We start from the raw sequence: 25,355 nt of genomic DNA, 5'->3' as shown, positions 1-25,355 counted from the left end.
CAGACTTCCCGGACCATGGACTGGGAACGAGCGCTCGCGTGGGTCGCCGGGTACGAGCGGGCGTGGCGCGCGCCGGGCGTCGATGCCCTCGCCGAGCTCTTCACCCCGGACGCCAGCTACCAGCAGGCGCCGTACCTGGAACCGGTCGTCGGGTTGGACGCCATCGCGCGGATGTGGGAGGCCGAGCGCACCGGCCCCGACGAGCAGTTCCGGATGACCAGCAGCCCGGTGGCGCTCGAAGGCGACACCGCGGTCGTCCGCGTGGAGGTCCACTACGGCGGCCCGGAGCCGCAGGAGTACCGCGACCTGTGGATCGTCCGGTTCGCTGCGGACGGCAGGTGCCGGGCCTTCGAGGAGTGGCCGTTCTGGCCGGGCAAGGGCTGCACCCCGGCTGACGCGCGCTGACTCTTCGCCCAGCGGTCGCCGGATGGTCACCGCTGCCTCACCGCGGCACGGTGATCACCCAGCACGCTGATCACGTGCGGGAGGCGATCCTGGCGGACCTGCGGGGTCCGCGACGAATTCGTGCGCTCGCCGTCCTCGGCGACTCGGTCGGTGCGGGCATGGGCGATCCGGTGGCCGGTGGGTGGCGGGGTTTCGCGCCGTTGCTGGCCGAAGCGCTCGGTGCGGCGGAACTGGCGAACATGTCGTCCAGCGGTGCGCGCGTCGCCGACGTGCACAGCACCCAGCTGCCCGCGGCTCTGCGCGCCGCACCTGACGCGGCTGTGGTGCTGGTCGGCATGAACGACACCATGCGCTACGACTTCGATCCGCTGCGGCTGCGGCGAATGCTGGCCGACGTCCTGCGCGCGCTGACCGCTGCGGGGGCGACCGTCGTGACCGTCCGCTACCACGACCACGCGCGGGTCTTCCGGCTGCCCGGGCCGCTGCGCGACGCGCTGACCAGGCGGATCGACGCGCTGAACCGGGTCCTGGACGACGTCGCGGCCGAACACGCGGCCGGGGTCGTGGACCTGGACCGGCTGCCCGGCGTGTACCACCCGTCGTCGTGGAGCGTCGACCGGTTGCACCCGTCCGAGCTCGGGCACCGGCTGCTCGCCGCGTCGCTGGCCGACGAGTTCGAGGCCGTCGGCGTGGCAGTGCCCGGCGAGGTCTCGCTGGAGTCCTCCGGAGGCGTGCGCACCAGCGGTTTCGACCACCTGCGCTGGCTGATCGCCAAGGGCCTGCCGTGGTTGTTCGTGCGCGGCCACGACCTCGTCCGCTACGGCCTGCGGGTGCTGCTGCGCCTGGACCGGTCCTAAGCGCTCAGGAACTTGTCCAGCGTGATCGGCAGGTCGCGGACGCGGATGCCGGTGGCGTGGTGGGCGGCGTTGGCGATCGCCGCCGCCGTGCCCACGATGCCCAGCTCGCCGATCCCCTTGGTGCCCATCGGGTTCACGTACGGGTCGTGCTCGTCGATCCAGTCCACCTCGATCTCACCGACGTCGGCGTTGGTCGCGATGTGGTACTCCGCGAAGTCGTGGTTGACCACGTGCCCGTAGCGGGGGTCCACCACGCTGTGCTCGTGCAGCGCCATCGACAGGCCCATGGTCATCCCGCCCAGCAGCTGGGACCGCGCCGTCTTGGCGTTGACCACCCGACCGGCCGCGAAGACGCCCAGCATCCGCGGCACCCGCACCTCGCCGGTGTCGGCGTGCACCCGGACCTCGGCGAACTGCGCGCCGAAGCTGTGCATCGCCAGCTGCCCGGCGTAGGGGTTGTCCGGGATGGACCCGGTGACCTCGACGCCCTCGTCGGGGATCGGTTCGCCGTTGGGCAGCTGCGCGCGCAGGCGGCGGGCCGCGTCCACGATCGCCGAGCCCCAGCAGCCGATCCCGGTGGAGCCACCGGCGCCGGAGGCGTAGGGCAGGTCGGTGTCGCCGATGCTGAGCTGGACCTCCGACATGTCCACATCCAGCGCGTCCGCCGCGATCTGGGTCAGCGCCGTCCACGCGCCGGTGCCGATGTCGGCCGCGCCGATCAGCACCCGGTAGCGGCCGTCCGGCCGGGCCTGGATGGTGGCGCGCGAGCCGGGCATGGTGAACACCGGGTAGGTCGAGGCGGCCACCCCGGTGCCCACCCACCAGCGGCCGTCCCGGCCGGAGCGCGGGGCGGGGTTGCGCTGCGCCCAGCCGAAGCGCTGCGCGCCCTCGCGCAGGCAGGCGACCAGGTTGCGGCTGGAGAAGGCGCGGCCGGTGGCCGGATCGGTCTCCGGTTCGTTGCGGATCCGGAAGTCCACCGGGTCCAGCCCGCAGGCGATGGCCATCTCGTCCACCGCCACCTCCAGGCCGAACATGCCGGGGCACTCGCCGGGGGCCCGCATCCACGACGGAACCGGCACGTCCAGCTCGGCGACCCGGTGCGTGGTGCGGCGGTTCGGCGCGGCGTACATGGTGCGGGTGGGCACCGCGGTCTGCTCGACGAACTCCTTGATCCGGGCGGTCTGCGACACCGCGTCGTGGCTGATCGCGGTCAGCCGTCCGGTCGCGTCGCTGCCCAGCCTGATGCGCTGGAGCGTGCCGGTGCGGTAGCCGACGACGGTGAACATCTGCTGCCGGGTCAGCACGAGCTTCACCGGGCGCGGCGCGACGTGCTGCGCGGCCATCGCGGCCAGCACCACGTGCGCGTGCGGCAGGCCCTTCGACCCGAAACCGCCGCCCACGTGCGGGCACACCACGTGGATGCGCTCCTGGTCCAGGCCGAAGACCGCGGCGATCGCCTCCCGAACCCAGTGCACGCCCTGCGTGGAGTCGTAGAGGGTGAGGTCGCCGTCGGACCAGCTCGCGATGGTGGCGTGCGGTTCCAACGGGTTGTTGTGCTCCTGCGGCGTGGTGTAGACCTCGTCGAGCACCACCGCGGCGCTGGCCAGCGCGGCGTCCACGTCCCCCTCGGCGGTGTCGGTGCGGAACCCGCCGTTGACCAGGTCGGGCTTGACCAGGTCCGGCCGCGCCGGGTGCAGGTCGACGTCGTGAGCCTGCTGCTCGTAGCCGACGTGCACCACCTGCGCCGCCCGCCGCGCGGCCTCGACGCTCTCCGCGAGCACCGCCCCGATGAGCTGGCCGTGGAAGGCGATCTCCGGGGACTGCAGGACGGCCAGCTCGGCGTCCTGCGTCGAAGCCAGCTTCGGCGCGTTCTCGTGGGTGAGCACCCCGACCACCCCGGGTTCGGCCATCGCCTCGGCGGTGTCGATGCGGGTGATCCGGCCCCGGGTGATCTCCGCCTGCAGCGGGAAGGCGTGCACCGGCCGGTCGACCGGGTGCTCCGCCGCGTACAGCGCCGCGCCCCGGACCTTCTCCGCCCCTTCGACGCGGTCCACCGGGGCGCCGATGATGCCGGTCGTCGCGGTCATCGCGGCACCCCCGCCAGCTCGGACAGCACGCCGACGATCATGTTGCGCGCCAGCGGAACCTTGAACTCGTTGCCGGGCAGCGGCCGCGCCCCGGCGAGTTCGGCATCGGCGGCCCGGCGGAACGCCTCGGCCGATGCCTCGGCGCCGCGCAGCGCGGCTTCGGCGTCGCTGGCCCGCCACGGCTTGTGCGCGACACCGCCCAGCGCCAGGCGGACGTCGCGCACCACGCCGTCGGCGACGTCGACGGCCGCGGCCACCGACACCAGCGCGAACGCGAAGGACGCCCGGTCGCGCGCCTTGCGGTACCGGGAGTTGGTGGCGAAGTCCAGCAGCGGGACGTCGACCGAGGTGATCAGCTCGCCGTGCTCCAGCACGGTGTCCCGCTGCGGTTCGTCGCCGGGCAACCGGTGCAGGTCCACCAGCGGGATGGCCCGCGACCCGGCCGGGCCCTCGGTGTTCACCACGGCGTCGAGAGCGGCCAGCGCCACGGCCATGTCGGAGGGGTGCGTGGCGATGCACGCCTCGGAAGCACCGAGGACGGCGTGCTCGCGCTGGAAGCCCTCCCGCGCCGAGCAGCCGGTGCCCGGTTCGCGCTTGTTGCACGGGGTGTTGATGTCCTGGAAGTACACGCACCTGGTGCGCTGCAGCAGGTTGCCGCCGGTGGTGGCGAGGTTGCGCAGCTGCCCCGAGGCACCGGCCAGGACGGCCTGCGACAGCACCGGGAACCGCTGGCGGACCACCTCGTCGGCGGCCAGCGCGCTGTTGGTGGCCGCCGCGCCGATCCGCACGAAGTCCGGGTGCTGCACGATCCGGTCGGAGGTCAGGCCCCGGACGTCGACCAGCAGGTCCGGCACCGCGACCTCCAGCTTCATCAGGTCGACCAGGTTGGTGCCACCGGCCAGGTAGGCCGCCTCGGGATCGGCGGCCAGCGTGCTCACCGCGCTGCTGACGTCCGGGACGCGCTGGTAGCGGAACGGTCTCATCGCCGCACGACCTCCACGATGGCCGGGATCATGTTGGCGTAGGCCCCGCAGCGGCACAGGTTCCCGCTCATCCGCTCGCGCACCTCGTCGGCCAGGTCCACGGCGTCGGGGGTGACCGCGCTCGGCTCGCCTTCGCGCATCTCGCGCACCATCCCCACCGCCGACACCACCTGCCCCGGGGTGCAGTAGCCGCACTGGAAAGCGTCGTGCTCGATGAACGCGCGCTGCACCGGGTGCAGGTCCCCGTCGGCCAAGCCGTCGGCGGTGCGCAGGTCGGCGCCGTCGTAGGCCACCGCCAGCATCAGGCAGCTGTTGACCCGGCGGTCGCCGAGCAGCAGCGTGCACGCGCCGCACTGCCCGTGGTCGCAGCCCTTCTTCGGGCCGGTGATGCCGAGCCGCTCCCGCAGCGCGTCGAGGACCGTGGTGCGCGTGTCGACGGTCAGCCGGTGCTCGACGCCGTCCACGACGAGGGTGATCTCGGTGTCCACTGCCCCTCCCCTCAAGGCCTGTTCACCGGGTGTACCCGGGTCGCGGAACCCGCATTCACCGGTCCTCGTCCGGCACTTCCTCGGCCAGCCGCTCGTCGAGGGACCCGCCCTCCCGCTCCTCGCGGGGCGTCGGGCGGCTCTCGGTCGCCGTGGTCCAGCTGTCCGGCGGCTGCACCCCGCGCTCCACCGAGTCGCCGCCGAGCTCCTCCTCGTCCAGGCTCTCGGCGCCCTGCAGGGTCTCGGGTTCTTCCGGGTGCTCGGACATCCTGCTCACCTCCGGTCCAGATCGGCCCACGGATCGTCCTTCTGCGCCAACCGGCGGGCCATGTTCGCCAGGCCGTGGGACTGCGGCCGCGCGCGGCCGAGCTCGTCGAGGTCCAGCGGGGTCGCGGCCGGGGCGCCGGGGCGGGCGCGCAGCGAGTACGGCGCGATCATCGTCTGGCCGTAGGCGTTGCGGTTGGTGTCCAGGAAGATCCGGTCGCCCCGCTTGTCCTTGCGCTGCTCGACGGTCAGCCGCCGCGGTTCGTCGCGCACCGCTTCCCCGGCCAGCTCCCGCAGCTCGGCCCGGACCTCGTCGAACCCGCGCTCGGCGCGCAGCGGCGCGGCGACGTGGAAACCGCGCCCGCCGGTGGCCTGCACGTGCGGCTGCAGCCCGGCGTCGCGGAACCGCTCGCACATCCGGCGGGTCACCTCCCGCAGCTCGGTCAGCCCGACCCCGTCCGGCGGGTCCAGGTCGAGCACCACCAGCACCGGCCGCTCCAGATCATCCACTGTGGAGAGAGCGATGTGGAACTCCAGGCAGGCCTGACCGGCCAGGTACAGCAGCGTCGCGGCGTCGTCGACGACCGCGTGGTGCACCACCCCGCGCTCCCCGCGCTGCGGCACGGACACCACCCGGACCCAGTCCGGGAAGTGGTCCGACGCCTCCTTCTGGAAGAACCCGCCGTCGTCGATGCCGTCCGGGAAGCGCCGCAGCGTCACCGGTTTCCCGCGGGTGTGCGGCACCATCGCATCGGCAACCGAGCGGTAGTAGTCCAGCACGTCCTGCTTGCGGTAACCCGCGTCCGGGTAGAGCACCTTGTCCGGGTTGGACACCTCGAACCGACGTCCCCGGACCTCCAGCTGCGCGCTCACCGCCGGTCACCGCAGCTCGTCGTTCGTCCGACCGGAGAGCACCGATTCCGGTTGCGTGCTCACCGGGTTGCGCCGCCGGTCGGCCCCGTCGTCGTCGACCTTCACCAGCAGCCACTGCTCGCGCCCGCGAATCCTGCTGCGGGTCAGGGCGAAATCGCCGCGCAGCTTCGTGCCGTGCAGCCGCACCTTGACGTGCCCGGCGTCGAGCCCGTCGGCCATCGGCACCGGTTCGCCGTCGCGCTCGGTGTCGTTGCGGTAGGTACCGGTGTCCCAGACGATGACCGTGCCCGCGCCGTAGCCCTCCGGGATCTCGCCCTCGAAGTCCGCGTAGTCCAGCGGGTGGTCCTCGGTCGGGGTGGCCAGCCGCTTCTCCCGCGGGTCCAGCGACGGGCCCTTCGGCACCGCCCACGACTTGAGCACGCCGTCGACTTCGAGCCGGAAGTCGTAGTGCAGGCTGGAGGCGTCGTGCCGCTGCACCACGAACCGCGGCTGATCCCCGGGTTCACCGCCGCTGGGCTCCCCGGACCGCTTCAGATCGCGCTTGCGCCGGTAGGTCGCGAGCTTGTCCTCGGCCATGCCCCGGTCCTACCCGGAGTGGTCGTCCGCTAACCAAGCGCAATCGGGCTGGACTGCGAAAACCGCCTGCTGACACATCAAGTTGAGACGATCGGGTGAAACCTGGAACCAACGGGCAGCGCATTTGTTCCTATGGGGCGAGAAGGGCGACGACGCAGCCAGGGAGATCATCCATGCAGCAGCACGTGCACGCCGAACTGATCGGCGGCCCGGAGGACGGCCGGTCGTTCATCATCCCCGCGCCGGAGGCGGACTTACCCCTCGGTCAGTTCACCTTCCCCTCCCCGCGCGATGGCGAGTCCCCGTGCGCGCGCTACGACCGGCACGACCGCCGCGCCGACGGCGTGTGGCGCTACCAGTACGCAGGCGAGCCCGCCGTTCCGTGACCGCTGCGGTCACACCGGCCTGCCCGGATCGGTCGAGCCGCCCGGCCGACAGCTAGTTAGCATCGTTAATGAAAAGTCGATGCGCACTGGAGGCACCATGTCGCTCACCGAGCGGATCACCCGCGCGATGGCCGCACCCGCCGCGGACGACGCTTTCGACCTGCTGGCCGAGCTGACCGACGTGCTCGCCGGGGTCGACCTGAGCCCGGCCGACTCGGGCGGGCGGATCACCTTCCGCGGCGCCGACCCGGTGGTGCCCAGCACGCTTCGGCTCGGCGGCGCCGCCGCCATCGCGCTGGCCGCGAAGTCGGTGGCGATGGCCAAGATCTGGCAGCTGCGCGGCGGCCCCGGCCAGGACATCGAGGTGGACCTGCGCACCGCCCCGCACCGGCTGTGCCCGTTCTACGACCGCAAGTGGGAGCTGCTCAACGGCTACCCCGGCAGCAGCCCGGCCAACGTCGGCAACGCGCTCGGCTTCGCCTTCTACCGCACCGCCGACGACCGCTGGGTGATGCCGCTCAACCCGTACCCGAAGCTGAAGGTCGGCGCGCAGAAGCTGCTCGACGTGCCCGACGACGCCGACGCGGTCGCCAAGGCGATCGCCGGGTGGCGGGGCCGCGACCTGGAGGACGCCGCGGCCGAGGCGGGCGTGGTCCTGCCGATGCTGCGGACCCCGGCCGAGCTGTTCGCCGAACCGCACTACCAGGAGTCGCTGGCCCACCAGCCGCTGGTCGAGATCACCAAGATCGGCGACAGCGAACCCGAACCGTTCCGGCCGGGCGGCAGCGCACCGCTGGACGGCGTGCGGGCGCTGGGCATGGGGCACGTGATCGCCGGTGCGGGCGCCGGGCGGGCGCTGGCGCTGCACGGCGCCGACGTGCTCAACCTGTGGCGGCCCAACGAGCTCGAGCACGACGTCACCTACATCACCGCCAACGTCGGCATGCGCTCCTCCACAGTGGACCCCTACCGCGGCGAGGGCCCGCAGCTGATCCAGCGGTTGCTCGCCGACGCCGACGTCTTCTTCGCCAACCGGCGCCCCGGCTACCTGGAGCAGATCGGGTTGTCCCCGGAGCAGGCCGCCGCGGCGCGGCCGGGCATCGTGCACGTCACGACCTCGTTCAACGGCCGCACCGGACCGTGGGCCGGGCGGGTCGGCTTCGACCAGTCCGCGGGCAGCGTGGTGGGCATGATGAACCTCGAGGGCGACGGCGAAACCCCGCAGCTGCCGCCGATCCTGGTGGTCAACGACTACATCGTGTCCTGGCTGATGGCCCTCGGCACCGCCCAGGCGCTCGTCCGCCGCGCCACCGAGGGCGGCAGCTACCGGGTGCACGTCTCGCTGACCCGCGCGGCGCTGTGGATCCTGAGCATGGGCATCTTCGACCGCGACTACGCCCGCGCGATCGCGGGCACCGGCGAGGAGCACGCCTACCTGCCCCCGGAGACCTTCACCGCGGACACCCCGCTCGGCCGCTACCAGGGCGTCACCGACCAGGTCCGGATGAGCGAAACCCCCGGCGCCTACCGCCACGTCCTCGTCCCCCGCGGTTCCTCCCGCCCCGAGTGGCTCCCCCGCTGACCCGGCCGTCCGACCTCGGCGGACATTGTGCGATTTCAATGGAAATCGGAGGTCCGATTTCCATTGAACTTGTTCATCCTGCCCGTAGACCGCAGCTGCGAAGGGCGACCGGCACCGACCGGCAGGTAACGAGGTTGGAAAAACCTCAATGAAATCGCACCCCCGGGTGCCCGGCTGAGCTGACGGGGTCGTGTGGGAGGGTTCTGGCGTGCGGATCGCTAGCTGGAACGTCAACTCCGTCGGGGCCCGGTTGCCGAAGCTGCTCGACTGGCTGGGCACCGCCGAGCCGGACGTGCTGTGCCTGCAGGAGCTCAAGTGCGCCGAGGACGCCTTCCCGTACGACGAGGTCGGTGAGCTGGGCTACGAGGTCGCCGCGCACGGCACCGGCCGCTGGAACGGGGTCGCGGTGCTGTCCAAGGTCGGCATCGACGACGTGCGGCGCGGCCTGCTCGACGAGCCCGGGTTCATGGCCGACGGGGCGATGTTCGAGGCCCAGGAACCGCGCGCGATCGGCGCCACCTGCGGCGGGGTCCGCGTGTGGTCGGTGTACGTGCCCAACGGCCGCGAGGTCGGCCACCCGCACTACGCCTACAAGCTGCGCTGGCTCGACGCGCTGCGCGCCACCGCCGCCGAGGAGCTGGCGGAGCTCCCGTTCGCCGTGCTCGGCGACTTCAACATCGCGCCGACCGACGCCGACGTGTGGGACATCGCCGAGTTCGCGGGCTGCACGCACGTCACCGAGGACGAGCGCAAGGCGCTGACCGCGCTCACCGAGGTGGGCCTGACCGAGGTCCACCCGCGCCCCCTGAAGTACGACGTGGCCTTCACCTACTGGGACTACCGGGCCCTGCGCTTCCCCAACAACCAGGGCATGCGCATCGACCTGGTCTACGGCAACGACCGGTTCAGCGGCGCGGTCACCGACGCCTACGTCGACCGCAACGCCCGCAAGGGCAAGGGCACCTCCGACCACGCCCCGGTGGTCGTCGACGTCGACCTCCCCTGACCTCGCCGGTCAGCGGTGTTCTGGCTCGAACTCGTGGAAGATGAGCCAGGTGTGGCAGGTCCGCACGCCCGGTAGCGACTGGATGTGGTCGAAGACCAGGTTGCGCAGGGACACGTTGTCCTCGGTGCGCACCCGCACCACGATGTCGAACTCCCCCGCCACCAGCGCCACGTGCTCGACGGAGTCGATCTCGGCCAACCGCCGGGTCACCTCGCGCCAGGTGTCCTGCTCGATGGACAGGCCGATCAGCGCCGCCGTGCCTAGCCCGGCCCTGGTCGGCTCGACGCGGGCGTGGAACCCGGTGATCACCCCGCTGTCGAGCAGCCGGTCCACCCGGCTGTGCGCGTTGCTCCGGGAGATGTTGACCCGTTCGGCCAGGGTGCGGATGGACATCCGGCCGTCGCGGACCAGCTCGTCGACGATGCGCGCGTCGATGTCGTCCAGCGCGGGTGCCGTTCGTCCGGCCCGCCCGCGCCGAAGACCGCTCCCGCCGGACGTCTGGTCGATCATCACGCACCCCTGAAGCCGTTCGTCCCGATTGCTCGCGGATGACTTGTATCACATGACACCGCTGGCCGACGATCTCAAGCCAGTCGTCCAATGGAGGTGTCGACCGTGGAATGGCTTCCGTCGAGCAGTCCGGTGGGGCTGCTGGAGCAGCCCGATCCGAACTACCCGGTGCCGGAGCCGCCCCGGCTGCTGGCCGCCTACCGGGCGATGGTCGTGGGCCGCCGGTTCGACGCGCAGGCCACCACCCTCACCAAGCAGGGTCGGCTGGCGGTGTACCCGTCCTCGCGCGGCCAGGAGGCCTGCCAGGTGGGCGCGGCGCTGAGCATCGGCGCGCAGGACTGGCTGTTCCCCACCTACCGGGACTCGGTGGCGCTGGTGACCCGCGGCATCGACCCGGTGGAGGTGCTGACGCTGCTGCGCGGCGACTGGCACTGCGGCTACGACGTGCCGAGCACCCGCACCGCCCCGCAGTGCACCCCGCTGGCCACCCAGACCCTGCACGCGGTCGGCCTGGCGCACGGTGAAGCCCGCAAGGGCAGCGGCGCGGTCGCGCTGGCGCTGATCGGCGACGGCGCCACCAGCGAGGGCGACTTCCACGAGGCGCTGAACTTCGCCGCGGTCTTCCGCGCCCCGGTGGTGTTCCTGGTGCAGAACAACGGTTATGCGATCAGCGTGCCGCTGGCCAAGCAGTCGGTGGCGCCTTCGCTGGCGCACAAGGGGATCGGCTACGGCGTGCGCAGCGAGCAGGTGGACGGCAACGACGCGGCGGCCGTGCTGTCGGTGCTGGATGCCGCCGTGGCGCACGCCCGCTCCGGTGCCGGACCGTTCCTGGTCGAGGCGCACACCTACCGGATGGAGGCGCACACCAACGCCGACGACGCCGGGCGCTACCGCTCCGCCGACGAGGTCGAGCAGTGGCGGCAGCGGGACCCGATCGACCGGCTGGAGCGCCACCTGCGCGCGGCCGGGCACCTCGACGACGCCGCCGTCGAGCGGATCGCCGCGGAGGCCGAGGAGTTCGCCGCGCAGGTCCGCAGCCGCATGCAGGCCGAGCCGACCGCGGACCCGGCGGAGCTGTTCCGCCACGTCTACGCCGAGCCGACCCCGCAGCTGCGCGAGCAGCTCGCCCAGCTCCAGGCCGAACAGGAGGCGTTGTGATGGCTCCGACCAGCATGGCGCAGGCGCTCAACGCGGCGCTGCGCGACGCCATCGCCGAGGACGAGAACGTCGTGGTCTTCGGGGAGGACGTCGGCAAGCTCGGCGGGGTGTTCCGGATCACCGACGGGTTGCAGGACACCTTCGGCGAGGACCGCTGCTTCGACACCCCGCTGGCCGAGTCCGGCATCGCCGGGTTCGCCGTCGGGATGGCGATGGCCGGGTTCCGCCCGGTGGTGGAGATGCAGTTCGACGCCTTCGCCTTCCCCGCCTTCGAGCAGGTCGTCTCGCACGTGGCCAAGATGCGCAACCGCACCCGCGGGGCGGTGTCGCTGCCGATCGTGATCCGGGTGCCGTTCGCGGGCGGCATCGGCGGCGTCGAGCACCACTGCGATTCCAGCGAGGCCTACTACGCGCACACCCCCGGTCTGAAGGTGGTCTCCCCCGCCACGCCGTCGGACGCGTACTCGCTGCTGCGCGAGGCGATCGCGGACCCGGACCCGGTGGTGTTCCTGGAGCCCAAGAAGCTCTACTGGTCCAAAGAGGACGTCGAGCTGCCGGTGAGCACCGAGCCGATCGGCCGCGCTGTGGTCCGCCGACCGGGCCGCGACGCCACGCTGATCGCCTACGGCCCCGGCGTCCCGCTGGCCCTGGAGTCCGCGGAAGCCGCCGCCGAGGAGGGCTGGGACGTCCAAGTCCTCGACGTGCGCAGCCTGGTGCCCTTCGACGACGAGACGGTGACCGCCGCGGTGCGCGAGACCGGCCGGTGCGTGGTCCTGCAGGAGGCGCAGGGATTCGCGGGCGTGGGCGCGGAGATCGCGGCGCGGGTGCAGGAGCGCTGCTTCCACTCGCTGGCCGCGCCGGTGCTGCGCGTCTCCGGGTTCGACGTCCCGTACCCGCCGCCGAAGCTGGAGCACAGCCACCTGCCGAACGTCGACCGGGTGCTCGACACCCTCGCCAGGCTGCAGTGGGACGACCAACCGGACACGAAGTGGATCGGCGCGCAGGAGGGAGCGGCGTGAGCAGCCCTGTGTCAAACCCAGTCCCGCGCAACGGCACCTCAGGGGACCGTGACGCAACCCAGCCACGAGAAACCCCGAAACGCGAGATCACCTCCGAACGCGACCACCACGGTGAATCGCGGAGAGGCGGAGCTGTGTTCGCTTTGCCCGACCTGGGCGAAGGACTGACCGAGGCGGAGATCGTCCGCTGGCACGTCGCGGTCGGCGACCGGGTCGAGGCCGACCAGGTGGTGGTCGAGGTGGAGACCGCCAAGGCGGTCGTGGACGTGCCCTGCCCGCACGCCGGAGTCGTCGAGGCGCTGCACGGCGAGCCCGGTGACGTCATCGCGGTGGGCGCCCCGCTGACCACGATCACCAGCCCGGACTCCCCGCACGAGCAGCACCGGACCGAGGAGCGTGCCGGATCCGGCAACGTGCTCGTCGGCTACGGGACCGGGACCGCAACGCGTCGGCGCAGGAACCGCGCCCGGCCCGTCCACGCCGTACCGCCGACCAACGGCACCGGAGCTCCGCGCGTGCTGTCGCCGATCGTGCGTCGGCTCGCGAAGCAGCACGGCATCGACCTGTCCGCTGTGGACGGATCTGGCCCGGGCGGCGTGATCCTGCGCCGCGACGTGGAATCGGCCCGGCAGCCCGAACCCGCACGGCCGCAGGAGATCCGCACCCCGCTGCGGGGCCTGCGCGGCGCGGTGGCCGACAAGCTCACCCGGAGCCGCCGCGAGATCCCGGACGCCAGCACGTGGGTGGACGTCGACGCGACCCGCCTCCTGGAGGCCCGCGACGCGCTCAAAGCCCGCGGGATCGGCCTGCTGGCGCTGCTCGCGCGGTTCTGCGTCGCCGGGCTGCGCCGGTTCCCGGAGCTCAACGCATCGGTGGACACCGACCGCAACGAGATCGTCCAGCACTCCCGCATCGGCCTCGGCTTCGCCGCCCAGACCCCGCGCGGCCTGGTGGTCCCGGTGGTCCACGACGCGCACGAGATGACCACCGCGCAGCTCGCCGAAGCGATCGCCCACCGCACCGAACGAGCCCGCGCGGGCGACCTGGAACCCAAGCACCTCACCGGAGGCACCTTCACCCTCAACAACTACGGCGTGTTCGGCGTGGACGGCTCGACGCCGATCATCAACCACCCGGAAGCGGCGATCCTCGGCGTCGGCCGCATCACCGACAAACCCTGGGCCCACCGGGGAGAACTGACCCTCCGCAAGGTCACCCAGCTCTCCCTGACCTTCGACCACCGCGTCTGCGACGGAGGAACAGCAGGAGGCTTCCTCCGCCACATCGCCGACTGCGTCGAAAACCCCATCACCACCCTCGCCGACCTGTGATCCGCCCCGCGCCCCGGGAGTCCGGCTTCCGGGGGGGGGCGGGTAGGGTGGGGGTACGGAGGTGCGAGCGGGACGACCCGTGAGCGACATCGCGAGCAGGGACGGCCCAGCAGAATCAGGTGCACGTCGGTGCGGACAGCATCCACCTTTCGAAGCGTCATCACTCCCGCTGTCGTCTTCCGGCTCTTGTTGGGCTGGGGCGCGTTCTTCGGGGTCATCGCGGCCGAACCGGTTCTCTCGGCGCACCTTCCGGGTCCGGCGCTGGTCGGCGTGCTCGGCGGCATCGTCGGCGTGATCGTCGTCTGCGCCTTCGGCGTGGTCGCGCAGGCCGAGCACCTGGCGCACCGGCTCGGCGATCCCTACGGCACGCTCGTGCTGACGCTGTCCATCGTGCTGATCGAGGTCGTCCTGATCTCGGCGGTCATGCTCGGGCCCGGGGAGCACGCCACCATCGCGCGCGACTCGGTGATGGCCGTCTCGATGATCATCATGAACCTGGTCATCGGCGTCGCGCTGCTCGTCGGCGGTCTGCGGCACGACACCCTCGAACCCAATCGCACCGGGGTCTCCGCCTACCTGTCGCTGCTCGTGGTGCTCAGCACCCTCGCCTTCGCCCTGCCCGGCCTGATCGGCTCGGGCGGTGCCTACGGGGCCGGGCAGGAGATCCCGGTCATCGTGCTGACCGTGCTCCTGTACGCCTTCTTCCTCCAGCGGCAGATGGGCAAGCAGCGCGGGGACTTCCAGGAGGTCTCGGCGCAGCACGACACCACCCCGGAGCGGCGCACCGCCATCACCGAGGTCCTGTCGCAGCACCGCTCCGAGCTGGCACTGCGGGCACTCGCCCTCGTGCTGACCGTGGTCCCCATCGTGCTGCTGTCGCACGACATGGCCGCGCTGCTGGACGACGGTCTCGACCGCGCCGGGGCTCCGGTGGCGCTGTCCGGCATCCTGATCGCGATGATCGTGTTCCTCCCGGAGACGATCACCGCGATCCGGGCCGCGCACAGCGGGGAGATCCAGCGCGTGAGCAACCTCTGCCACGGCGCCCTGGTGTCCACCGTCGGCCTGACCATCCCCGCAGTGCTGACCATCGGACTGCTGACCGGGCAGACCGTCGTGCTCGCCGAGAGCCCGACCAATCTGGTGCTGCTCGGCGTGACCCTCCTGCTCTCGATCACGACGTTCGCGGGCAAGAAGGTCACGCCCCTGCACGGTGCTGCGCACCTGCTGGTCTTCCTGATCTACGGGCTCGCCGTGTTCTCGTGAGTCAGGCGTCCTCGGACGCGGTTGCGTGGTCGTAGTAGCCGAGGACGCCCTTGGCCCCGTGGAGGGCGAAGTCCGCTTCCGGCGTTTGCGGTTCGCCCGCCGCTTCGACAGCTCCGCGCAGGGTCACGTTGACCAGGTCGTCCAGGGCCCGCCAGCGGGCCGCCGGGTGCTCGCCGCCCTGGGCGTCCGCGGCGAAGTCCGCCTCGCAGCGCTGGATGCCCTCGCGGAGCTCGCGGATCAACCGCATGAACGTGCCGTGGCCCCAGGTGGGCACCAGGTCGTCGGCGCGGGACGCCAGGAGCCCGGCCATGTGGGTGATGTCCTCCACGTGGTTGCCCAGCCACTTGCGGCGGCGGTAGACGTCGCCGAGCTCCGGCCAGCGCTTCCGCGCCGCCTGGCGGGTGCGCCCGGTGACCGCGCTCAGGTCGGCCAGGCTGGCGCCCAGCCAGACCGACTCCTCCGCGGCCTCCGCGGTCTGCCGCAGCGCCGCCTCGGCCACCCGCTCCTCGGCGTCCAGCGCCGCCCGGAACCTGCTCAGCGCGCGCAACCGCCGCGCCTGCTCGTCGCCGACATCGCTGGCCTTGGGCCCCGGGTCGACCACCTCGACCGGCGACGCCTCGGCCAGCTGCCGCACCAACCTCCCGACCTCTTCCACCTTCCAACCTCCTTGTGAACCTGAGGTTTACAGTACCACGTGTAAACCTCAGGTTCACAGCAAAATTTCCCCGGAATTCCTCCCGGGCCGCCTCCGAACTGCGCATTCGTCCGATTCGCCCGGCCAGCCGAGACCGCCCACGAATGGCGTTTTCGCAGGTCAACGCAAACATGAAAGTGCTGTTCACGTTTGACCGGCGGCCCCGCGCCCGGGCAGGATCGAGTTCATCCCGAAACCGCCCCTGAACTGGGGTTTCTTCGTCGTGCCCGCATTCGGCGGGCGCTCTACCGGACAGGAGTCGTCGATGATCCGCGCCCGCGGCCTGACCCGCAGGTTCACCGTCAGACGCAAACCCGTCGAGGCCGTCCGCGGCCTGGACCTCGACGTCGAACCCGGTCAGCTGGTCGCCTTCCTCGGTCCGAACGGCGCCGGGAAGTCGACCAGCCTGCGGATGCTCACCACGCTGCTGCCGCCCACCTCCGGCACCGCCACCGTGGCCGGGCACGACATCCGCACCGAGCCCGCGGCCGTGCGCGCCCGCATCGGGTACGTGGGGCAGAAGAACAGCGCCGGGGAGAACTACCGGGCCCGCGACGAGCTGATCACCCAGGGCCGCAGCTACGGCCTGTCCCGCCGCGACGCCCGCCGCCGCGCCGACGAGGTGCTGGAGCTGCTCGACCTCACCGCGCTGGCCGACCGCAAGCCCGGCACCCTCTCCGGCGGCCAGCGCCGCCGCCTGGACATCGCGATGGGCCTGGTCAACCGGCCCGAGCTGCTGTTCCTGGACGAGCCGTCCACCGGGCTGGACCCGCACAGCCGCGCCAACATCTGGGAGCACGTGCTGCGGCTGCGCGCCGAGCACCGCGCCACGCTGCTGTTCACCACCCACTACCTCGACGAGGCCGACAGCATGGCCGAGCGGGTGGTGATCGTCGACCACGGCCGGGTCATCGCCGACGGCACGCCCGGTCAGCTCAAGGCCGACCTCGCCGGGGACCGCATCACGATCACCGTCGCCCCGCCGGACGTGGCAGCAGCGGCCGAGACGGCAGCGCGCATCGCCGAAACCGACGCGGTGACCGTCGAGAACCACACCATCCGCGTCCGGGTGCCACGCGCCGACACCGCGCTGCCGGAGTACCTGCGCGCGCTGGAGAACAACGGCGTCAAGTCGGTCGCGGCGGAAACCGCCCGCCCCACGTTGGACGACGTCTTCCTCGCCCTGACCGGCCGGAGCCTGCGCGAGAGCGAAACGTGACACCTCTTGCGCCAACCGGAGTTCCGCTCAACCGCACCCAAGGGGACCGTGATGCAACCCAGCCACAAGAAACCGCAAAACGCAAGAACGACACCAAACGCAACCACCACTGAAAAACGCGGAGAGGCGGAACCGGAGGCGGGACCGCACTTCTTCCGCGACACCGCGACGGTCTTCCAGCGGGAGATCACCCCGGCCCTGCGGGAACCGGCGACGATCCTGCTCAGCATGGCGCAGCCGCTGCTGTTCCTGTTCCTGTTCGGCCCGCTGCTGGCCGGGACCTCCGGCTTCGGCAGCTCGCCGTGGCAGTGGTTCGTGCCCGGCATCCTGGTGATGATGTGCCTGTTCGGGCCGATGATGGCCGGGTACAACCTGCTGGTCGAGCTGGGCAGCGGCTCGCACGAGCGGATGCTGGTGACGCCGCTGAGCCGCTCGGCGATGCTCGTCGGCCGCACCCTCAAGGAGTTCGCCCTGCTGCTGGTGCAGGCCGCGCTGCTCATCGCGCTGTCGGTGCCGCTGGGCTTCCAGCTGCACCCCGTCGGCGTGCTGGCCGGGCTGGCGCTGCTGCTGGTGTTCGGCGTCGGGCTGGGCTCGCTGTCCTACCTGGTGGCCATCGCCTCGCACCCCGGCGGTGAGCTGTTCTACGCGATCACCCAGCTGGCCCTGTTCCCGCTGATGCTGCTGTCCGGGGTGCTGCTGCCGATGGACTTCGGACCGGCGTGGCTGCAGGTGGTGGCGCGGATCAACCCGGTCTCGCACATCGCCGACGCCGAGCGGGCGCTGTTCTCCGGCCAGCTGCTGGACCCGTCGGTGCTGGCGGGCGGGCTCGCCGCGGTGGCGATCGCCGCGGTCGGCCTGCTGCTGGGCACCCGGGCGATGAAGCGCGGCATCTGATCGCGAACGCTGCCGCACCGCCCGGTCCCTGGCCTAGGGTGGTGCGGCAGCCAGCGACGAGGAGGCACCGTGTCGGTCACCGGAGAGCAAGCCGCGGAACCCCGCGTTCCCCTGCGCGAGCGGGTGCGCCAGGAGCTGCAGGCGCGCATCGCCGACGGCCGGTTGCTGCCCGGGGACCGGATCTTCGAGCAGGACCTCGCGGTCGAGCTGGGGATCTCCCGCGTCCCGGTGCGGGAGGCGATCCGGATGCTGCAGAGCGAGGGCTTCGTCGACGTGCCGCCCGGCCGCCGCGGCGTGTTCGTCCGCGGCCTCGACCGCGAGCAGGCCAAGGAGCTGTTCGAGGTGCGCGAGGCGCTGGAGGTCTACGCCGCGCGCCTGGCGGCCGAGCGCGCCGGGTCCGGCGACGTCGCGGTGCTGGCCGAGCTGGTCGATCGGGCCAGCAAGGCCCACGAGGCCGGTGAGATCGAGGAGATGTCCAGCGCCAACGAGGCCTTCCACGGCAAGCTCCTGGAGCTGTCCGGCAACGAGCTGCTGGCCTCGATGCTGGAGCCGCTGCACGGCAGGCTGGCCTGGCTGTTCCGGATGAACCTCGAACCCGAGCGGGTCTGCCGCGAGCACGACGCGATCCGGGCCGCGATCACCGCCGGGGACGCCGACCGGGCGGCCGAGGTGGCCAAGCAGCACGTGCTCTCCAGCCGCCGGATGGTCCTGGAGCGCATGCTCACCTGAGCCGCTAGCAGCTCGGGACCAGCCGAAACCCCTGCCCGCCGCGGGTCCATTGTGGACCGACGTGCGGGCGAAACACCTTCCGCCGGACGGGATCACACCCCGACGGACCCTTGTGCGCCGTGGTGAACACAGGTTTACTTGCTTGGTGAACGCAAGTTCACCGCGCAGCGAGGAGCACAGATGAACGCCCCTGGGCCTGGTCCAGACGCACTCAACCGCACCTCAGGGGAACGTGACGCAACCCAGCCACAAGGGTCCCCGAAGCGCGAGATCACCCCCGAACGCAACCACCACCGCGAATCGCGGGGAGGCGGGGTCGTCATCGGCGTGCTGGCCTCTTGCGGGATCGCGGTGTCGCTGATGCAGACCCTGGTCGTGCCGCTGCTGCCGGAGTTCCCCCGGCTGCTCAACACCACACCGGCCAACGCGGCCTGGCTGATCACCGCGACCCTGGTGGCGGGCGCGGTGTGCGCCCCGGTGCTGGGCCGACTCGGCGACATGTACGGCAAGCGGCGGATGCTGCTGGTCTCGCTGGCGGCCATGGCCGCGGGCAGCGCCATCGGCGCGGTCAGCGACGACTTCGGGGCCGTGCTGATCGGCCGGGTGCTGCAGGGCGCGGCCATCGGCGTGGTCCCGCTGGGCATCAGCATCATGCGCGACGAGCTGCCGGAGGAGCGGATCACCTCCGGGGTGGCGCTGATGAGCGCCACGCTCGGCATCGGCGGCGCGGTCGGGCTGCCGGTGACCGGGCTGGTCGCCGAGCACTTCAACTGGCACTGGTTGTTCGCCGGTGCGGCGATCTTCAGCGTCGTCGAGTTCGCGCTGGTGCGGCTGGTGGTGCCCGAATCCCCGCTGCGCAGCGGCGGGCGGTTCGACCTGGTCGGCGCGCTGGGGCTCTCGGCGGCGCTGACCTGCCTGCTGCTGGCGATCTCCAAGGGCAACGACTGGGGCTGGACCAGCCCGGCGGTGCTCGGCCTGCTGCTGGCCGCCGCCGTGCTGTTCGTTGTGTGGGGCGGCTACGAGCTGCGCACCCCCTCGCCGCTGGTGGACCTGCGGGTCTCGGCCCGGCCCGCGGTGCTGCTGACCAACATCGCCTCGGTGCTGATCGGGCTGGCCATGTTCGCCGGGTTCATGGTCGGCGCGCAGATCCTGCAGGCCCCGGTCGGCACCGGCTACGGGTTCGGCATGTCGCTGGTGGTCACCGGGCTGGTGCTGCTGCCGATCGGCGGCGCGATGGGCGTGTTCTCCCCGCTGTCGGCGCGCATCTCCCGGCGGCACGGCCCGCGCACCACGCTGATCCTCGGCGGGACCGTCCTGACCGCGGGCAACCTCGCCGGATCGTTCCTGCACGACCCGCTGCCGCTGGTGGTGTTCAACCTGACCGTCGTGGCGATCGGCGGCGCGCTGGCCTACGGGGCGCTGCCGACGCTGATCATGCGGGCCGTGCCACCGGCCGAGACCGCCGCCGCGAACAGCCTGAACACCCTGGCCCGCTCGATCGGCACGTCCAGCTGCAGCGCCATCGTGGTGGCGCTGACCACGGGGTCGGTGGTGCAGATCTCCGGCGTCGAGTACCCGTCGGTGACCGCCTACTCCTGGGTGTTCATGGTCGCTGGTTCGGCGGCGCTGCTGGCCGCGCTGATCGCCGCCGCCACCCCCACCGCGCGGCGGTCCGCACCCGTACCCGCGCGGGTGTGATCGCTCCCGGCGCGGCGAAGTTCCCACCGCGCAGGTGGCGACCGCGGGCGGGCAGCCGCGCTAGCCTGAACGGCATGCCCAGCACGGCACCCGCCACGGCAGTCGGCGAAGACCAGCGGCGCGACGCCTGCGCGACCCGCGAGGCCATCCTGAAGATGGCCCGGCGCCGCTTCTCGTCCTGCGGCTACGCCGACGTGACGCTGCGCGACATCGCGGCCGACGCCGAGGTCAGCGCCGCGCTGGTGGTGAAGTACTTCGGCAGCAAGGAGAACCTGTTCGCCGAGGCCTCCGGCTTCGAGCAGGACGCCGAGCGGCTGCTGGACTGCGAGCTCCCCCGGCTCGGCGAGCACCTGGTCCGCACCCTGCTGGACTACCACGACCGCACCCAGGGCGATCCGCTGGTCCGAGCGGTGTTCACCTCCTCGCGCCCGGCGGGCGCCCAGTTCCGCGCGAACTTCGAGCACCAGCTGGTCTCCCGCCTGGCCGAACGCCTCACCGGCCCCGACGCGCGCCTGCGCGCGGAGCTGGTGTGCAGCCACCTGATGGGCCTAGGTGCCTCCCGCCTGGTGCTGCGCACGAAGGCGATCAGCGCGGAACCGAAGGAGAACCTGGTCGCGATCACGGCCCCGCTCATCCAGCGCTGGCTCGACGGCCCGCCGTGAGAACGTCCCGGAGCTCGGCCGGATTCCGGTAGTGCACGCCGGTCATCCCCAGCGCGCGAGCGGCTTCCACGTTGGCCGGGGTGTCATCGACGAACAGGCAGCGGTCGAGCTCAGCCCCCGCTCGTTCGGCCGCGAACCGGTAGATGCGCGGATCGGGCTTGGCGACGCCGACGCGGGAGCTGTTCACCACGGCGTCGAAGAGGTCGAGCACCCCCAACGCCGCCAGGTCGGACTCGAGCCTGGACGTCGCGTTGGACACCAGGACCACCGGAACCCCTACGCCCCCGAGGATCTCGGCCACCTCCTCGACGACCTCCCCGTGCGGCTCCGACCACTGCGCGACCACCGCACGCGCAGCATCCACCCCGCAGACCTCGGCGAGTTCAACGGCGATGGCCTCCCGCCACTCCTCATCGGTCTGCACCCCGGTGATCGCGGGCTCCACAAGACGCGGAGCGAACGCAACCTCGGCCAACGCCCCCGGCGCAAGACCGCCCGCACGCTCGGCATCCCGCATGATCGCCGGATCCCACCAGCGCAGCACCCCGTCGAGATCGCACAACACAGCATCGAACGCCGCCATGCCGATCATGCTCCCACCCCGCCCGCTCCCCAGACCACTCCCGTCACAGCGGTTCCGGACCTCACGCGATTTCGATTGAAATTGCCTCACCACCCCAACCGCAGGTTTCCCCGAAAACGACGGCAATTTCGATTGAAATCGCTGCACACCCCAACGCAACCCCCCACCGCTTCGAACCCAAACCCAGCCCCGTGCGAAACGGCACCCCTCCTCCCCAACTCCACCCCGCTATCACCACCGATCGCCAAGCCCCTCCCACGCACAGATGCGACAGCAGGACCGCGATCCCCCAGAGGTCAGCGGACTTCGAGCACGGGGATCCGGCAGCGGACGTTCTCGCCGTTGACCGAGTCCCACTCGTCGGCTTCGCGGAGGTGGATGCGGCCCGCCGCGACCAGGCCGTCCAGGTGCTCGCCGACCTTCCGGGACTCCCACACGTGCGCCACCGTGGCCACCACCAGGCCACCGGGGCGCACCACGCGGACCAGCTCGTCGAAGACCTCCGGGCCGACGTGGCCGTCGGTGATCGTGCCGACGCAGATCGCCGCCGCGTAGGTGTCGTCCGGGATGTCCAGGCGCTGCGTCAGGTCCGCCTTGGTCAGGTCGCGGTACACGCCGCGCGCCCTGGCCTGGTCGAGCATGCCCTGGGACAGGTCGACGCCGTCGATCACCGCGACCGACCGGGCCGCCAGGGCCGCGCCGACCAGTCCGGTCCCGCACCCGGCGTCGAGCACCGGTCCCGGGTCGCCCGCCAGGTCGACCAGGCGGTTCGCCGCGTTGGCCGGGGCCACGTAGGCCATGCCGCCGACCATGTCCGCGTCGTACTCGGCGGCCCAGTCGTCGTAGACCGCTTCCGCCTCCTCCTTGCTCCTGAGGTCGTACGCGCGCTGCAACTTCGGGCTGCGGCCAGTCATGATCGACGCTCCTTCCGCTCGGATCACCCGACCTTCGCACGATCCGATCCCCAGGAGTACGACCGAGATCACAGCAGCAGTTCGCGAACCCCCGATCACCCGGCGTGATCCGCGACCGTCCGCAGTGGATTCCCCGTCACCGCACGTGCTGCAGGAACTCCCTGGTCCGCGCCTCGCTCGGGCGGTCCAGCAGTCGGCCCGGCGGCCCCGACTCCACCACCTCGCCGCGGTCGAGGAGCACCACGTCGTCGGCCGCTTCGCGGGCGAAGCCGATCTCGTGGGTCACCACGACCATCGTGTGCCCGGCCTCGGCCAGGTCGCGCAGCACCGCCAGCACCTCCCCCACCAGCTCCGGGTCCAGGGCGCTGGTGGGCTCGTCGAACAGCAGCAGCTTCGGCTCCATCGCCAGCGCTCGGGCGATGGCGATCCGCTGCTGCTGGCCGCCGGAGAGCTGCCGGGGATAGGCGTCCTCGCGCCCCTCCAGGCCCACCCGGCGCAGCTTCTCCCGCGCCCGCTCCACCGCGTCCGCCCTGGACAGGCCGAGCACGCCGATCGGCGCCTCCACCAGGTTCTGCAGCACCGTCAGGTGGCCGAACAGGTTGAAGTTCTGGAAGACCATGCCGATCTGGGCGCGCTGCCGGGCGATCGCGCGATCGCCGAGCTCGTGCAGCCGACCTCCCGACTCCCGGTAGCCGATCAGCTCCCCGTCCACCTCGATCCGCCCGGCATCGACCTTCTCCAGGTGGTTGATGCAGCGCAGCAGCGTGCTCTTGCCGGAACCGGACGGCCCGATCACGCAGGTCACCCCGCCCCGCCGCACCGAGAGGTCCACGCCGCGCAGCACCTGCGCCGACCCGAAGCTCTTGCGCAGTCCGGTGATCTCCAGCATCAACGGCCTCCCTTCAGCACGGCCCGGAGGCGTTGGAGCGGAGTCGGCGGCAGCTCGCGCTCGGCACCCCGCGCGTAGTGGCGCTCGACGTAGTACTGGCCCGCGGTGAGGATCGAGGTGACCACGAGGTACCAGGTGGTGGCCACCAGCAGCAGCGGGATCACCTGGTAGTTCCGGTTGTAGATCAGCTGCACCGAGTACAGCAGGTCGTGCACCGCGATGACGCTGACGATGGACGTGCTCTTGAGCGTTCCGATCAGCATGTTCCCCGCGGGCGGGATGATCGCGCGCATCGCCTGCGGCAGCACGATCCGGCGCAGCACCCGCAGCCGGGACATGCCGAGGGACTGCGCGGCCTCGGTCTGCCCGGCGTCGACGGACAGGATCCCGGCGCGCACCACCTCACCGGCGTAGGCGGCCTCGTGCAGCACCAGGCCGATGACCGCGGTGGCGGTGCCGCCGATGAGGTTGACGGTGTCGATCTGGAACCAGGGACCGATGCTCACCGTCGGGTACAGCGCGCCGATGTTGAACCAGAACAGCAGTTGCACCAGCAGCGGGATCGAGCGGAAAAGCCAGGTGTAGAGCCAGCTCACGGAGCTGAGCACGGGATTGCCGGACAGCCGCATCACCGCCAGCACGGTGCCCAGCGCGAAGCCGAGCACCATGGTGACCGCGGTCAGCCACAGCGTCAGCCAGAGGCCGTTGAGCACCGCGGGCAGCGTGAAGTAGGCGGCGACCACCGACCACTCGAAGTTCGGGTTGGTGGCGACGGAGTGGAGCACCGCGGCCAGGACGGCCAGCACGGCCACGGCGGCGATCCACCGGCCGGGGTGCCGGGCCGGTACCGCTCTCGGCGGCTCGGCGCGGTCGGCGGTCCGGACCTCCGGAACCGCCTGGAGATGCGAGGATCTGGTCATCAGGACTTCCTGTCGGACTGCGATCGGCCCCGCCAGGAGGTCGTGAGCGCGCAACCGGGTTGGAACACCGTTGCGCACCCACGACAGCGGGGAAGACGAAATCGCGCTGAACGATCGGGAAAAGCCGCAGGAGGGCCAGCCACCACCGCTGGTCAACGCTAGCCGCCCCGGCCGGACCGTCAAGGCCGTCCCACAGGTTGATCGTCGTTGACACCCCGGACGGCAGCGGGCGATTCTCGGGGCGTGACCAGGCAACTGCGTTTGGTGAAGCGCAACCACATCGACCTCGCCCTGGTGTGGTCGGCCGCTTGTCGCGGCTGACGCTGCCGACCTCGCGCCACCGGCCGCTCAGCCGGTTCTCCCGCACGGGTGCCACCACCACCCCGCACCCGTTCGCCTTTCCCCGAAAGGGTCTTCACCGAATGCTCACGCGCGTGAGAACAACTGCCACCGCACTGGCGGCCGCCGCACTGCTCGCCGGTTGCGCACCCGCCCCCGAACCGGCGCCGGGCTTGGACGTCGGTGCCGACGTCGTGTCCCCGGTCGCGAAGGACGAGTCGATCGCCGCCCTGCTGCCACCGGAGGTGCGCGAGTCCGGGGTGCTGAAGTTCGGCAGCTCGATCGGCGGCCCACCGGCCGCGTTCTACCTGCCGGACAACCGCACCGCCGTCGGCCTGGACATCGACATCGCCGAGGCGGTGGCCCGCGTGCTCGGGGTGCGCGTCGAGCGGCAGGAGGCCGCGTTCGAGGCGATCCTGCCCGCGCTGGGCAGCGGCAAGTTTCAGGTCGGGACCGGCAACTTCGGCGTCACCGAGGAGCGCCGGAAGACCATCGACTTCGTCACCTACATCGACGACGGCCAGGGCTTCGCGGTCCGCCGGGACAGCGACCTCGCGCCGGTCACCGACATCGTGCAGCTGTGCGGGCGGATCATCGGCACCGGCGCGGGCACCACGTTCGAGTCGACCTTGAACGCCCAAGCGCACCGCTGCGCGGAGGCCGGGCTCCCGCCGTACCAGGTCCAGGTGTTCTCCGAGCAGAGCGCCTCCTACTCGGCCCTGCGGCAGGGCAAGATCGACGTGCTGATGAGCACGATCAACGGCTTGCGCCACGCCACCTCGCAGCAGCCGAACCTCCGCTTCCTCAACGACTTCCGCCGCCTGGACGTCGGCTTCGCGCTGGCGAAGGGGTCCCCGCTGGCACCGGCGCTGCAGGCGGCGGTGAACAAGCTGATCGAGGACGGCACCTACCAGCGCATCCTGCAGAAGTGGGGCATCGAGCCCTCGGCGATCGAGCGCTCCGAGATCAGCCCGCCGGAACGGCGCTGACCAGCAGGAGGCGCGGGGTGCCAGTTAGGGACTGGCA

Annotated in this window: 27 protein-coding genes; 15 read left to right on the top strand and 12 right to left on the bottom strand. The window is 71.6% G+C overall.

Annotated elements, in window-relative coordinates; translation table 11 throughout:
- Positions 1-15 precede the first annotated feature (15 nt).
- On the top strand, positions 16-405 hold the full coding sequence (locus F1721_RS02025) for a nuclear transport factor 2 family protein (RefSeq protein WP_150064753.1): 390 nt from the start codon (positions 16-18) through the stop codon (positions 403-405).
- 74 nt (positions 406-479) lie between these two features.
- Entirely contained in the window at positions 480-1,262 is a 783-nt protein-coding gene (locus F1721_RS02020) for an SGNH/GDSL hydrolase family protein (RefSeq protein WP_246154028.1), read from the top strand.
- Here the strand turns inward: F1721_RS02020 and F1721_RS02015 are convergent.
- Genes F1721_RS02015 through F1721_RS01990 form a run of 6 tightly spaced genes read right to left on the bottom strand, consistent with a single transcriptional unit; the run spans position 1,259 to position 6,530 of the window.
- On the bottom strand, positions 1,259-3,349 hold the full coding sequence (locus tag F1721_RS02015; protein WP_150064752.1) for a xanthine dehydrogenase family protein molybdopterin-binding subunit: 2,091 nt from the start codon (positions 3,347-3,349) through the stop codon (positions 1,259-1,261). The two genes, F1721_RS02020 and F1721_RS02015, sit on opposite strands and share 4 nt — an antisense overlap.
- Entirely contained in the window at positions 3,346-4,332 is a 987-nt protein-coding gene (locus tag F1721_RS02010; protein ID WP_150064751.1) for an FAD binding domain-containing protein, read from the bottom strand. The genes F1721_RS02015 and F1721_RS02010 overlap by 4 nt, the downstream gene beginning before the upstream one ends.
- Positions 4,329-4,820, bottom strand: a complete 492-nt coding sequence (locus F1721_RS02005) for a 2Fe-2S iron-sulfur cluster-binding protein (protein WP_150064750.1) — start codon at positions 4,818-4,820, stop codon at positions 4,329-4,331. Before F1721_RS02005 ends, F1721_RS02010 begins: the two co-directional genes overlap by 4 nt.
- 55 nt (positions 4,821-4,875) lie before the next feature.
- Positions 4,876-5,085 carry a hypothetical protein gene (locus F1721_RS02000; RefSeq protein ID WP_150064749.1) on the bottom strand — a complete coding sequence of 70 codons (210 nt, stop codon included), beginning with the start codon at positions 5,083-5,085 and terminating at the stop codon, positions 4,876-4,878.
- A 5-nt stretch (positions 5,086-5,090) separates the two neighbouring features.
- Entirely contained in the window at positions 5,091-5,954 is an 864-nt protein-coding gene (gene ligD / locus F1721_RS01995; RefSeq protein WP_150064748.1) for a non-homologous end-joining DNA ligase, read from the bottom strand.
- A gap of 6 nt (positions 5,955-5,960) precedes the next feature.
- Positions 5,961-6,530, bottom strand: coding sequence for a DNA polymerase ligase N-terminal domain-containing protein (locus F1721_RS01990; protein ID WP_150064747.1), 570 nt, complete (start codon positions 6,528-6,530; stop codon positions 5,961-5,963).
- A 173-nt stretch (positions 6,531-6,703) separates the two neighbouring features.
- Here F1721_RS01990 and F1721_RS01985 point away from each other — a divergent pair, with 173 nt between their 5' ends.
- From F1721_RS01985 to F1721_RS01975, 3 genes are all read left to right on the top strand, one after another.
- Positions 6,704-6,916: a hypothetical protein gene (locus F1721_RS01985; protein WP_150064746.1), complete on the top strand. Its 213-nt coding sequence runs from the start codon at positions 6,704-6,706 to the stop codon at positions 6,914-6,916.
- A gap of 97 nt (positions 6,917-7,013) precedes the next feature.
- Complete coding sequence (locus tag F1721_RS01980; protein ID WP_150064979.1) at positions 7,014-8,498, top strand: CoA transferase; 1,485 nt, start codon at positions 7,014-7,016, stop codon at positions 8,496-8,498.
- Positions 8,499-8,706: 208 nt separating this feature from the next.
- On the top strand, positions 8,707-9,504 hold the full coding sequence (locus F1721_RS01975) for an exodeoxyribonuclease III (RefSeq protein WP_150064745.1): 798 nt from the start codon (positions 8,707-8,709) through the stop codon (positions 9,502-9,504).
- Positions 9,505-9,513: 9 nt separating this feature from the next.
- Here the strand turns inward: F1721_RS01975 and F1721_RS01970 are convergent, their stop codons facing one another.
- Positions 9,514-10,014 (bottom strand): Lrp/AsnC family transcriptional regulator, encoded by a 501-nt coding sequence (locus F1721_RS01970; RefSeq protein ID WP_150064744.1) that lies wholly within the window; start codon positions 10,012-10,014, stop codon positions 9,514-9,516.
- Between the two features lie 90 nt (positions 10,015-10,104).
- On the opposite strand from F1721_RS01970, the gene pdhA reads away from it, so the two are divergent.
- The 4 genes from pdhA (at position 10,105) to F1721_RS01950 (ending at position 14,788) form a co-directional block, all read left to right on the top strand.
- Positions 10,105-11,172 carry a pyruvate dehydrogenase (acetyl-transferring) E1 component subunit alpha gene (gene pdhA / locus F1721_RS01965; RefSeq protein ID WP_150064743.1) on the top strand — a complete coding sequence of 356 codons (1,068 nt, stop codon included), beginning with the start codon at positions 10,105-10,107 and terminating at the stop codon, positions 11,170-11,172.
- Positions 11,172-12,191, top strand: a complete 1,020-nt coding sequence (locus tag F1721_RS01960; RefSeq protein WP_150064742.1) for an alpha-ketoacid dehydrogenase subunit beta — start codon at positions 11,172-11,174, stop codon at positions 12,189-12,191. The genes pdhA and F1721_RS01960 overlap by 1 nt, the downstream gene beginning before the upstream one ends.
- A 134-nt stretch (positions 12,192-12,325) precedes the next feature.
- Positions 12,326-13,522, top strand: coding sequence for a dihydrolipoamide acetyltransferase family protein (locus F1721_RS01955; RefSeq protein ID WP_150064741.1), 1,197 nt, complete (start codon positions 12,326-12,328; stop codon positions 13,520-13,522).
- A gap of 186 nt (positions 13,523-13,708) precedes the next feature.
- Positions 13,709-14,788 carry a calcium:cation antiporter gene (locus F1721_RS01950; RefSeq protein ID WP_246154026.1) on the top strand — a complete coding sequence of 360 codons (1,080 nt, stop codon included), beginning with the start codon at positions 13,709-13,711 and terminating at the stop codon, positions 14,786-14,788.
- Position 14,789: 1 nt separating this feature from the next.
- Here the strand turns inward: F1721_RS01950 and F1721_RS01945 are convergent, their stop codons facing one another.
- Positions 14,790-15,443 (bottom strand): hypothetical protein, encoded by a 654-nt coding sequence (locus tag F1721_RS01945; protein ID WP_150064739.1) that lies wholly within the window; start codon positions 15,441-15,443, stop codon positions 14,790-14,792.
- A 304-nt stretch (positions 15,444-15,747) separates the two neighbouring features.
- On the opposite strand from F1721_RS01945, the gene F1721_RS01940 reads away from it, so the two are divergent.
- The 5 genes from F1721_RS01940 (at position 15,748) to F1721_RS01920 (ending at position 20,684) form a co-directional block, all read left to right on the top strand.
- On the top strand, positions 15,748-16,701 hold the full coding sequence (locus F1721_RS01940) for an ATP-binding cassette domain-containing protein (protein WP_150064738.1): 954 nt from the start codon (positions 15,748-15,750) through the stop codon (positions 16,699-16,701).
- 51 nt (positions 16,702-16,752) lie between these two features.
- Complete coding sequence (locus F1721_RS01935) at positions 16,753-17,595, top strand: ABC transporter permease (RefSeq protein ID WP_150064737.1); 843 nt, start codon at positions 16,753-16,755, stop codon at positions 17,593-17,595.
- Between the two features lie 69 nt (positions 17,596-17,664).
- Positions 17,665-18,324, top strand: a complete 660-nt coding sequence (locus tag F1721_RS01930) for a GntR family transcriptional regulator (protein WP_150064736.1) — start codon at positions 17,665-17,667, stop codon at positions 18,322-18,324.
- 180 nt (positions 18,325-18,504) lie between these two features.
- Positions 18,505-20,022: an MFS transporter gene (locus tag F1721_RS01925; protein ID WP_150064735.1), complete on the top strand. Its 1,518-nt coding sequence runs from the start codon at positions 18,505-18,507 to the stop codon at positions 20,020-20,022.
- 74 nt (positions 20,023-20,096) lie between these two features.
- Positions 20,097-20,684, top strand: a complete 588-nt coding sequence (locus F1721_RS01920; protein ID WP_150064734.1) for a TetR/AcrR family transcriptional regulator — start codon at positions 20,097-20,099, stop codon at positions 20,682-20,684.
- Here the strand turns inward: F1721_RS01920 and F1721_RS01915 are convergent.
- The 4 genes from F1721_RS01915 to F1721_RS01900 form a co-directional block, all read right to left on the bottom strand.
- Positions 20,653-21,267, bottom strand: a complete 615-nt coding sequence (locus F1721_RS01915; RefSeq protein ID WP_246154024.1) for an HAD-IA family hydrolase — start codon at positions 21,265-21,267, stop codon at positions 20,653-20,655. The two genes, F1721_RS01920 and F1721_RS01915, sit on opposite strands and share 32 nt — an antisense overlap.
- A gap of 296 nt (positions 21,268-21,563) precedes the next feature.
- A complete protein-coding gene (locus F1721_RS01910; protein ID WP_150064732.1) occupies positions 21,564-22,181 on the bottom strand; it encodes a class I SAM-dependent DNA methyltransferase in 618 nt (205 codons plus the stop codon).
- A gap of 136 nt (positions 22,182-22,317) precedes the next feature.
- Entirely contained in the window at positions 22,318-23,070 is a 753-nt protein-coding gene (locus F1721_RS01905) for an amino acid ABC transporter ATP-binding protein (protein WP_150064731.1), read from the bottom strand.
- Positions 23,070-23,990: an amino acid ABC transporter permease gene (locus F1721_RS01900; RefSeq protein WP_150064730.1), complete on the bottom strand. Its 921-nt coding sequence runs from the start codon at positions 23,988-23,990 to the stop codon at positions 23,070-23,072. The genes F1721_RS01905 and F1721_RS01900 overlap by 1 nt, the downstream gene beginning before the upstream one ends.
- A 434-nt stretch (positions 23,991-24,424) precedes the next feature.
- Here F1721_RS01900 and F1721_RS01895 point away from each other — a divergent pair, with 434 nt between their 5' ends.
- Positions 24,425-25,318: an ABC transporter substrate-binding protein gene (locus tag F1721_RS01895; RefSeq protein ID WP_246154022.1), complete on the top strand. Its 894-nt coding sequence runs from the start codon at positions 24,425-24,427 to the stop codon at positions 25,316-25,318.
- Positions 25,319-25,355: the final 37 nt, after the last annotated feature.

The sequence above is a fragment of the Saccharopolyspora hirsuta genome (assembly GCF_008630535.1).
GTDB lineage: Bacteria > Actinomycetota > Actinomycetes > Mycobacteriales > Pseudonocardiaceae > Saccharopolyspora > Saccharopolyspora hirsuta.
Note: the sequence above shows the minus strand (reverse complement) of the source record. Positions and strands in the feature narration are given on the sequence as shown.

Excerpts from the sequence above, each read along its gene's own strand:
- F1721_RS02000 (WP_150064749.1), bottom strand. The coding sequence starts at position 5,085 with ATGTCCGAGCACCCGGAAGAACCCGAGACCCTGCAGGGCGCCGAGAGC.
- F1721_RS01925 (WP_150064735.1), top strand. The coding sequence starts at position 18,505 with ATGAACGCCCCTGGGCCTGGTCCAGACGCACTCAACCGCACCTCAGGG.
- F1721_RS01920 (WP_150064734.1), top strand. The coding sequence starts at position 20,097 with ATGCCCAGCACGGCACCCGCCACGGCAGTCGGCGAAGACCAGCGGCGC.
- F1721_RS01900 (WP_150064730.1), bottom strand. The coding sequence starts at position 23,990 with ATGACCAGATCCTCGCATCTCCAGGCGGTTCCGGAGGTCCGGACCGCC.
- F1721_RS01970 (WP_150064744.1), bottom strand. The coding sequence starts at position 10,014 with ATGATCGACCAGACGTCCGGCGGGAGCGGTCTTCGGCGCGGGCGGGCC.
- F1721_RS02010 (WP_150064751.1), bottom strand. The coding sequence starts at position 4,332 with ATGAGACCGTTCCGCTACCAGCGCGTCCCGGACGTCAGCAGCGCGGTG.
- F1721_RS02025 (WP_150064753.1), top strand. The coding sequence starts at position 16 with ATGGACTGGGAACGAGCGCTCGCGTGGGTCGCCGGGTACGAGCGGGCG.
- F1721_RS01915 (WP_246154024.1), bottom strand. The coding sequence starts at position 21,267 with ATGGCGGCGTTCGATGCTGTGTTGTGCGATCTCGACGGGGTGCTGCGC.
- F1721_RS01980 (WP_150064979.1), top strand. The coding sequence starts at position 7,014 with ATGTCGCTCACCGAGCGGATCACCCGCGCGATGGCCGCACCCGCCGCG.
- F1721_RS01905 (WP_150064731.1), bottom strand. The coding sequence starts at position 23,070 with ATGCTGGAGATCACCGGACTGCGCAAGAGCTTCGGGTCGGCGCAGGTG.
- F1721_RS01985 (WP_150064746.1), top strand. The coding sequence starts at position 6,704 with ATGCAGCAGCACGTGCACGCCGAACTGATCGGCGGCCCGGAGGACGGC.
- F1721_RS01990 (WP_150064747.1), bottom strand. The coding sequence starts at position 6,530 with ATGGCCGAGGACAAGCTCGCGACCTACCGGCGCAAGCGCGATCTGAAG.
- F1721_RS01960 (WP_150064742.1), top strand. The coding sequence starts at position 11,172 with ATGGCTCCGACCAGCATGGCGCAGGCGCTCAACGCGGCGCTGCGCGAC.
- pdhA (WP_150064743.1), top strand. The coding sequence starts at position 10,105 with ATGGAGGTGTCGACCGTGGAATGGCTTCCGTCGAGCAGTCCGGTGGGG.
- F1721_RS01910 (WP_150064732.1), bottom strand. The coding sequence starts at position 22,181 with ATGACTGGCCGCAGCCCGAAGTTGCAGCGCGCGTACGACCTCAGGAGC.
- F1721_RS02015 (WP_150064752.1), bottom strand. The coding sequence starts at position 3,349 with ATGACCGCGACGACCGGCATCATCGGCGCCCCGGTGGACCGCGTCGAA.
- F1721_RS01935 (WP_150064737.1), top strand. The coding sequence starts at position 16,753 with ATGCAACCCAGCCACAAGAAACCGCAAAACGCAAGAACGACACCAAAC.
- F1721_RS01940 (WP_150064738.1), top strand. The coding sequence starts at position 15,748 with ATGATCCGCGCCCGCGGCCTGACCCGCAGGTTCACCGTCAGACGCAAA.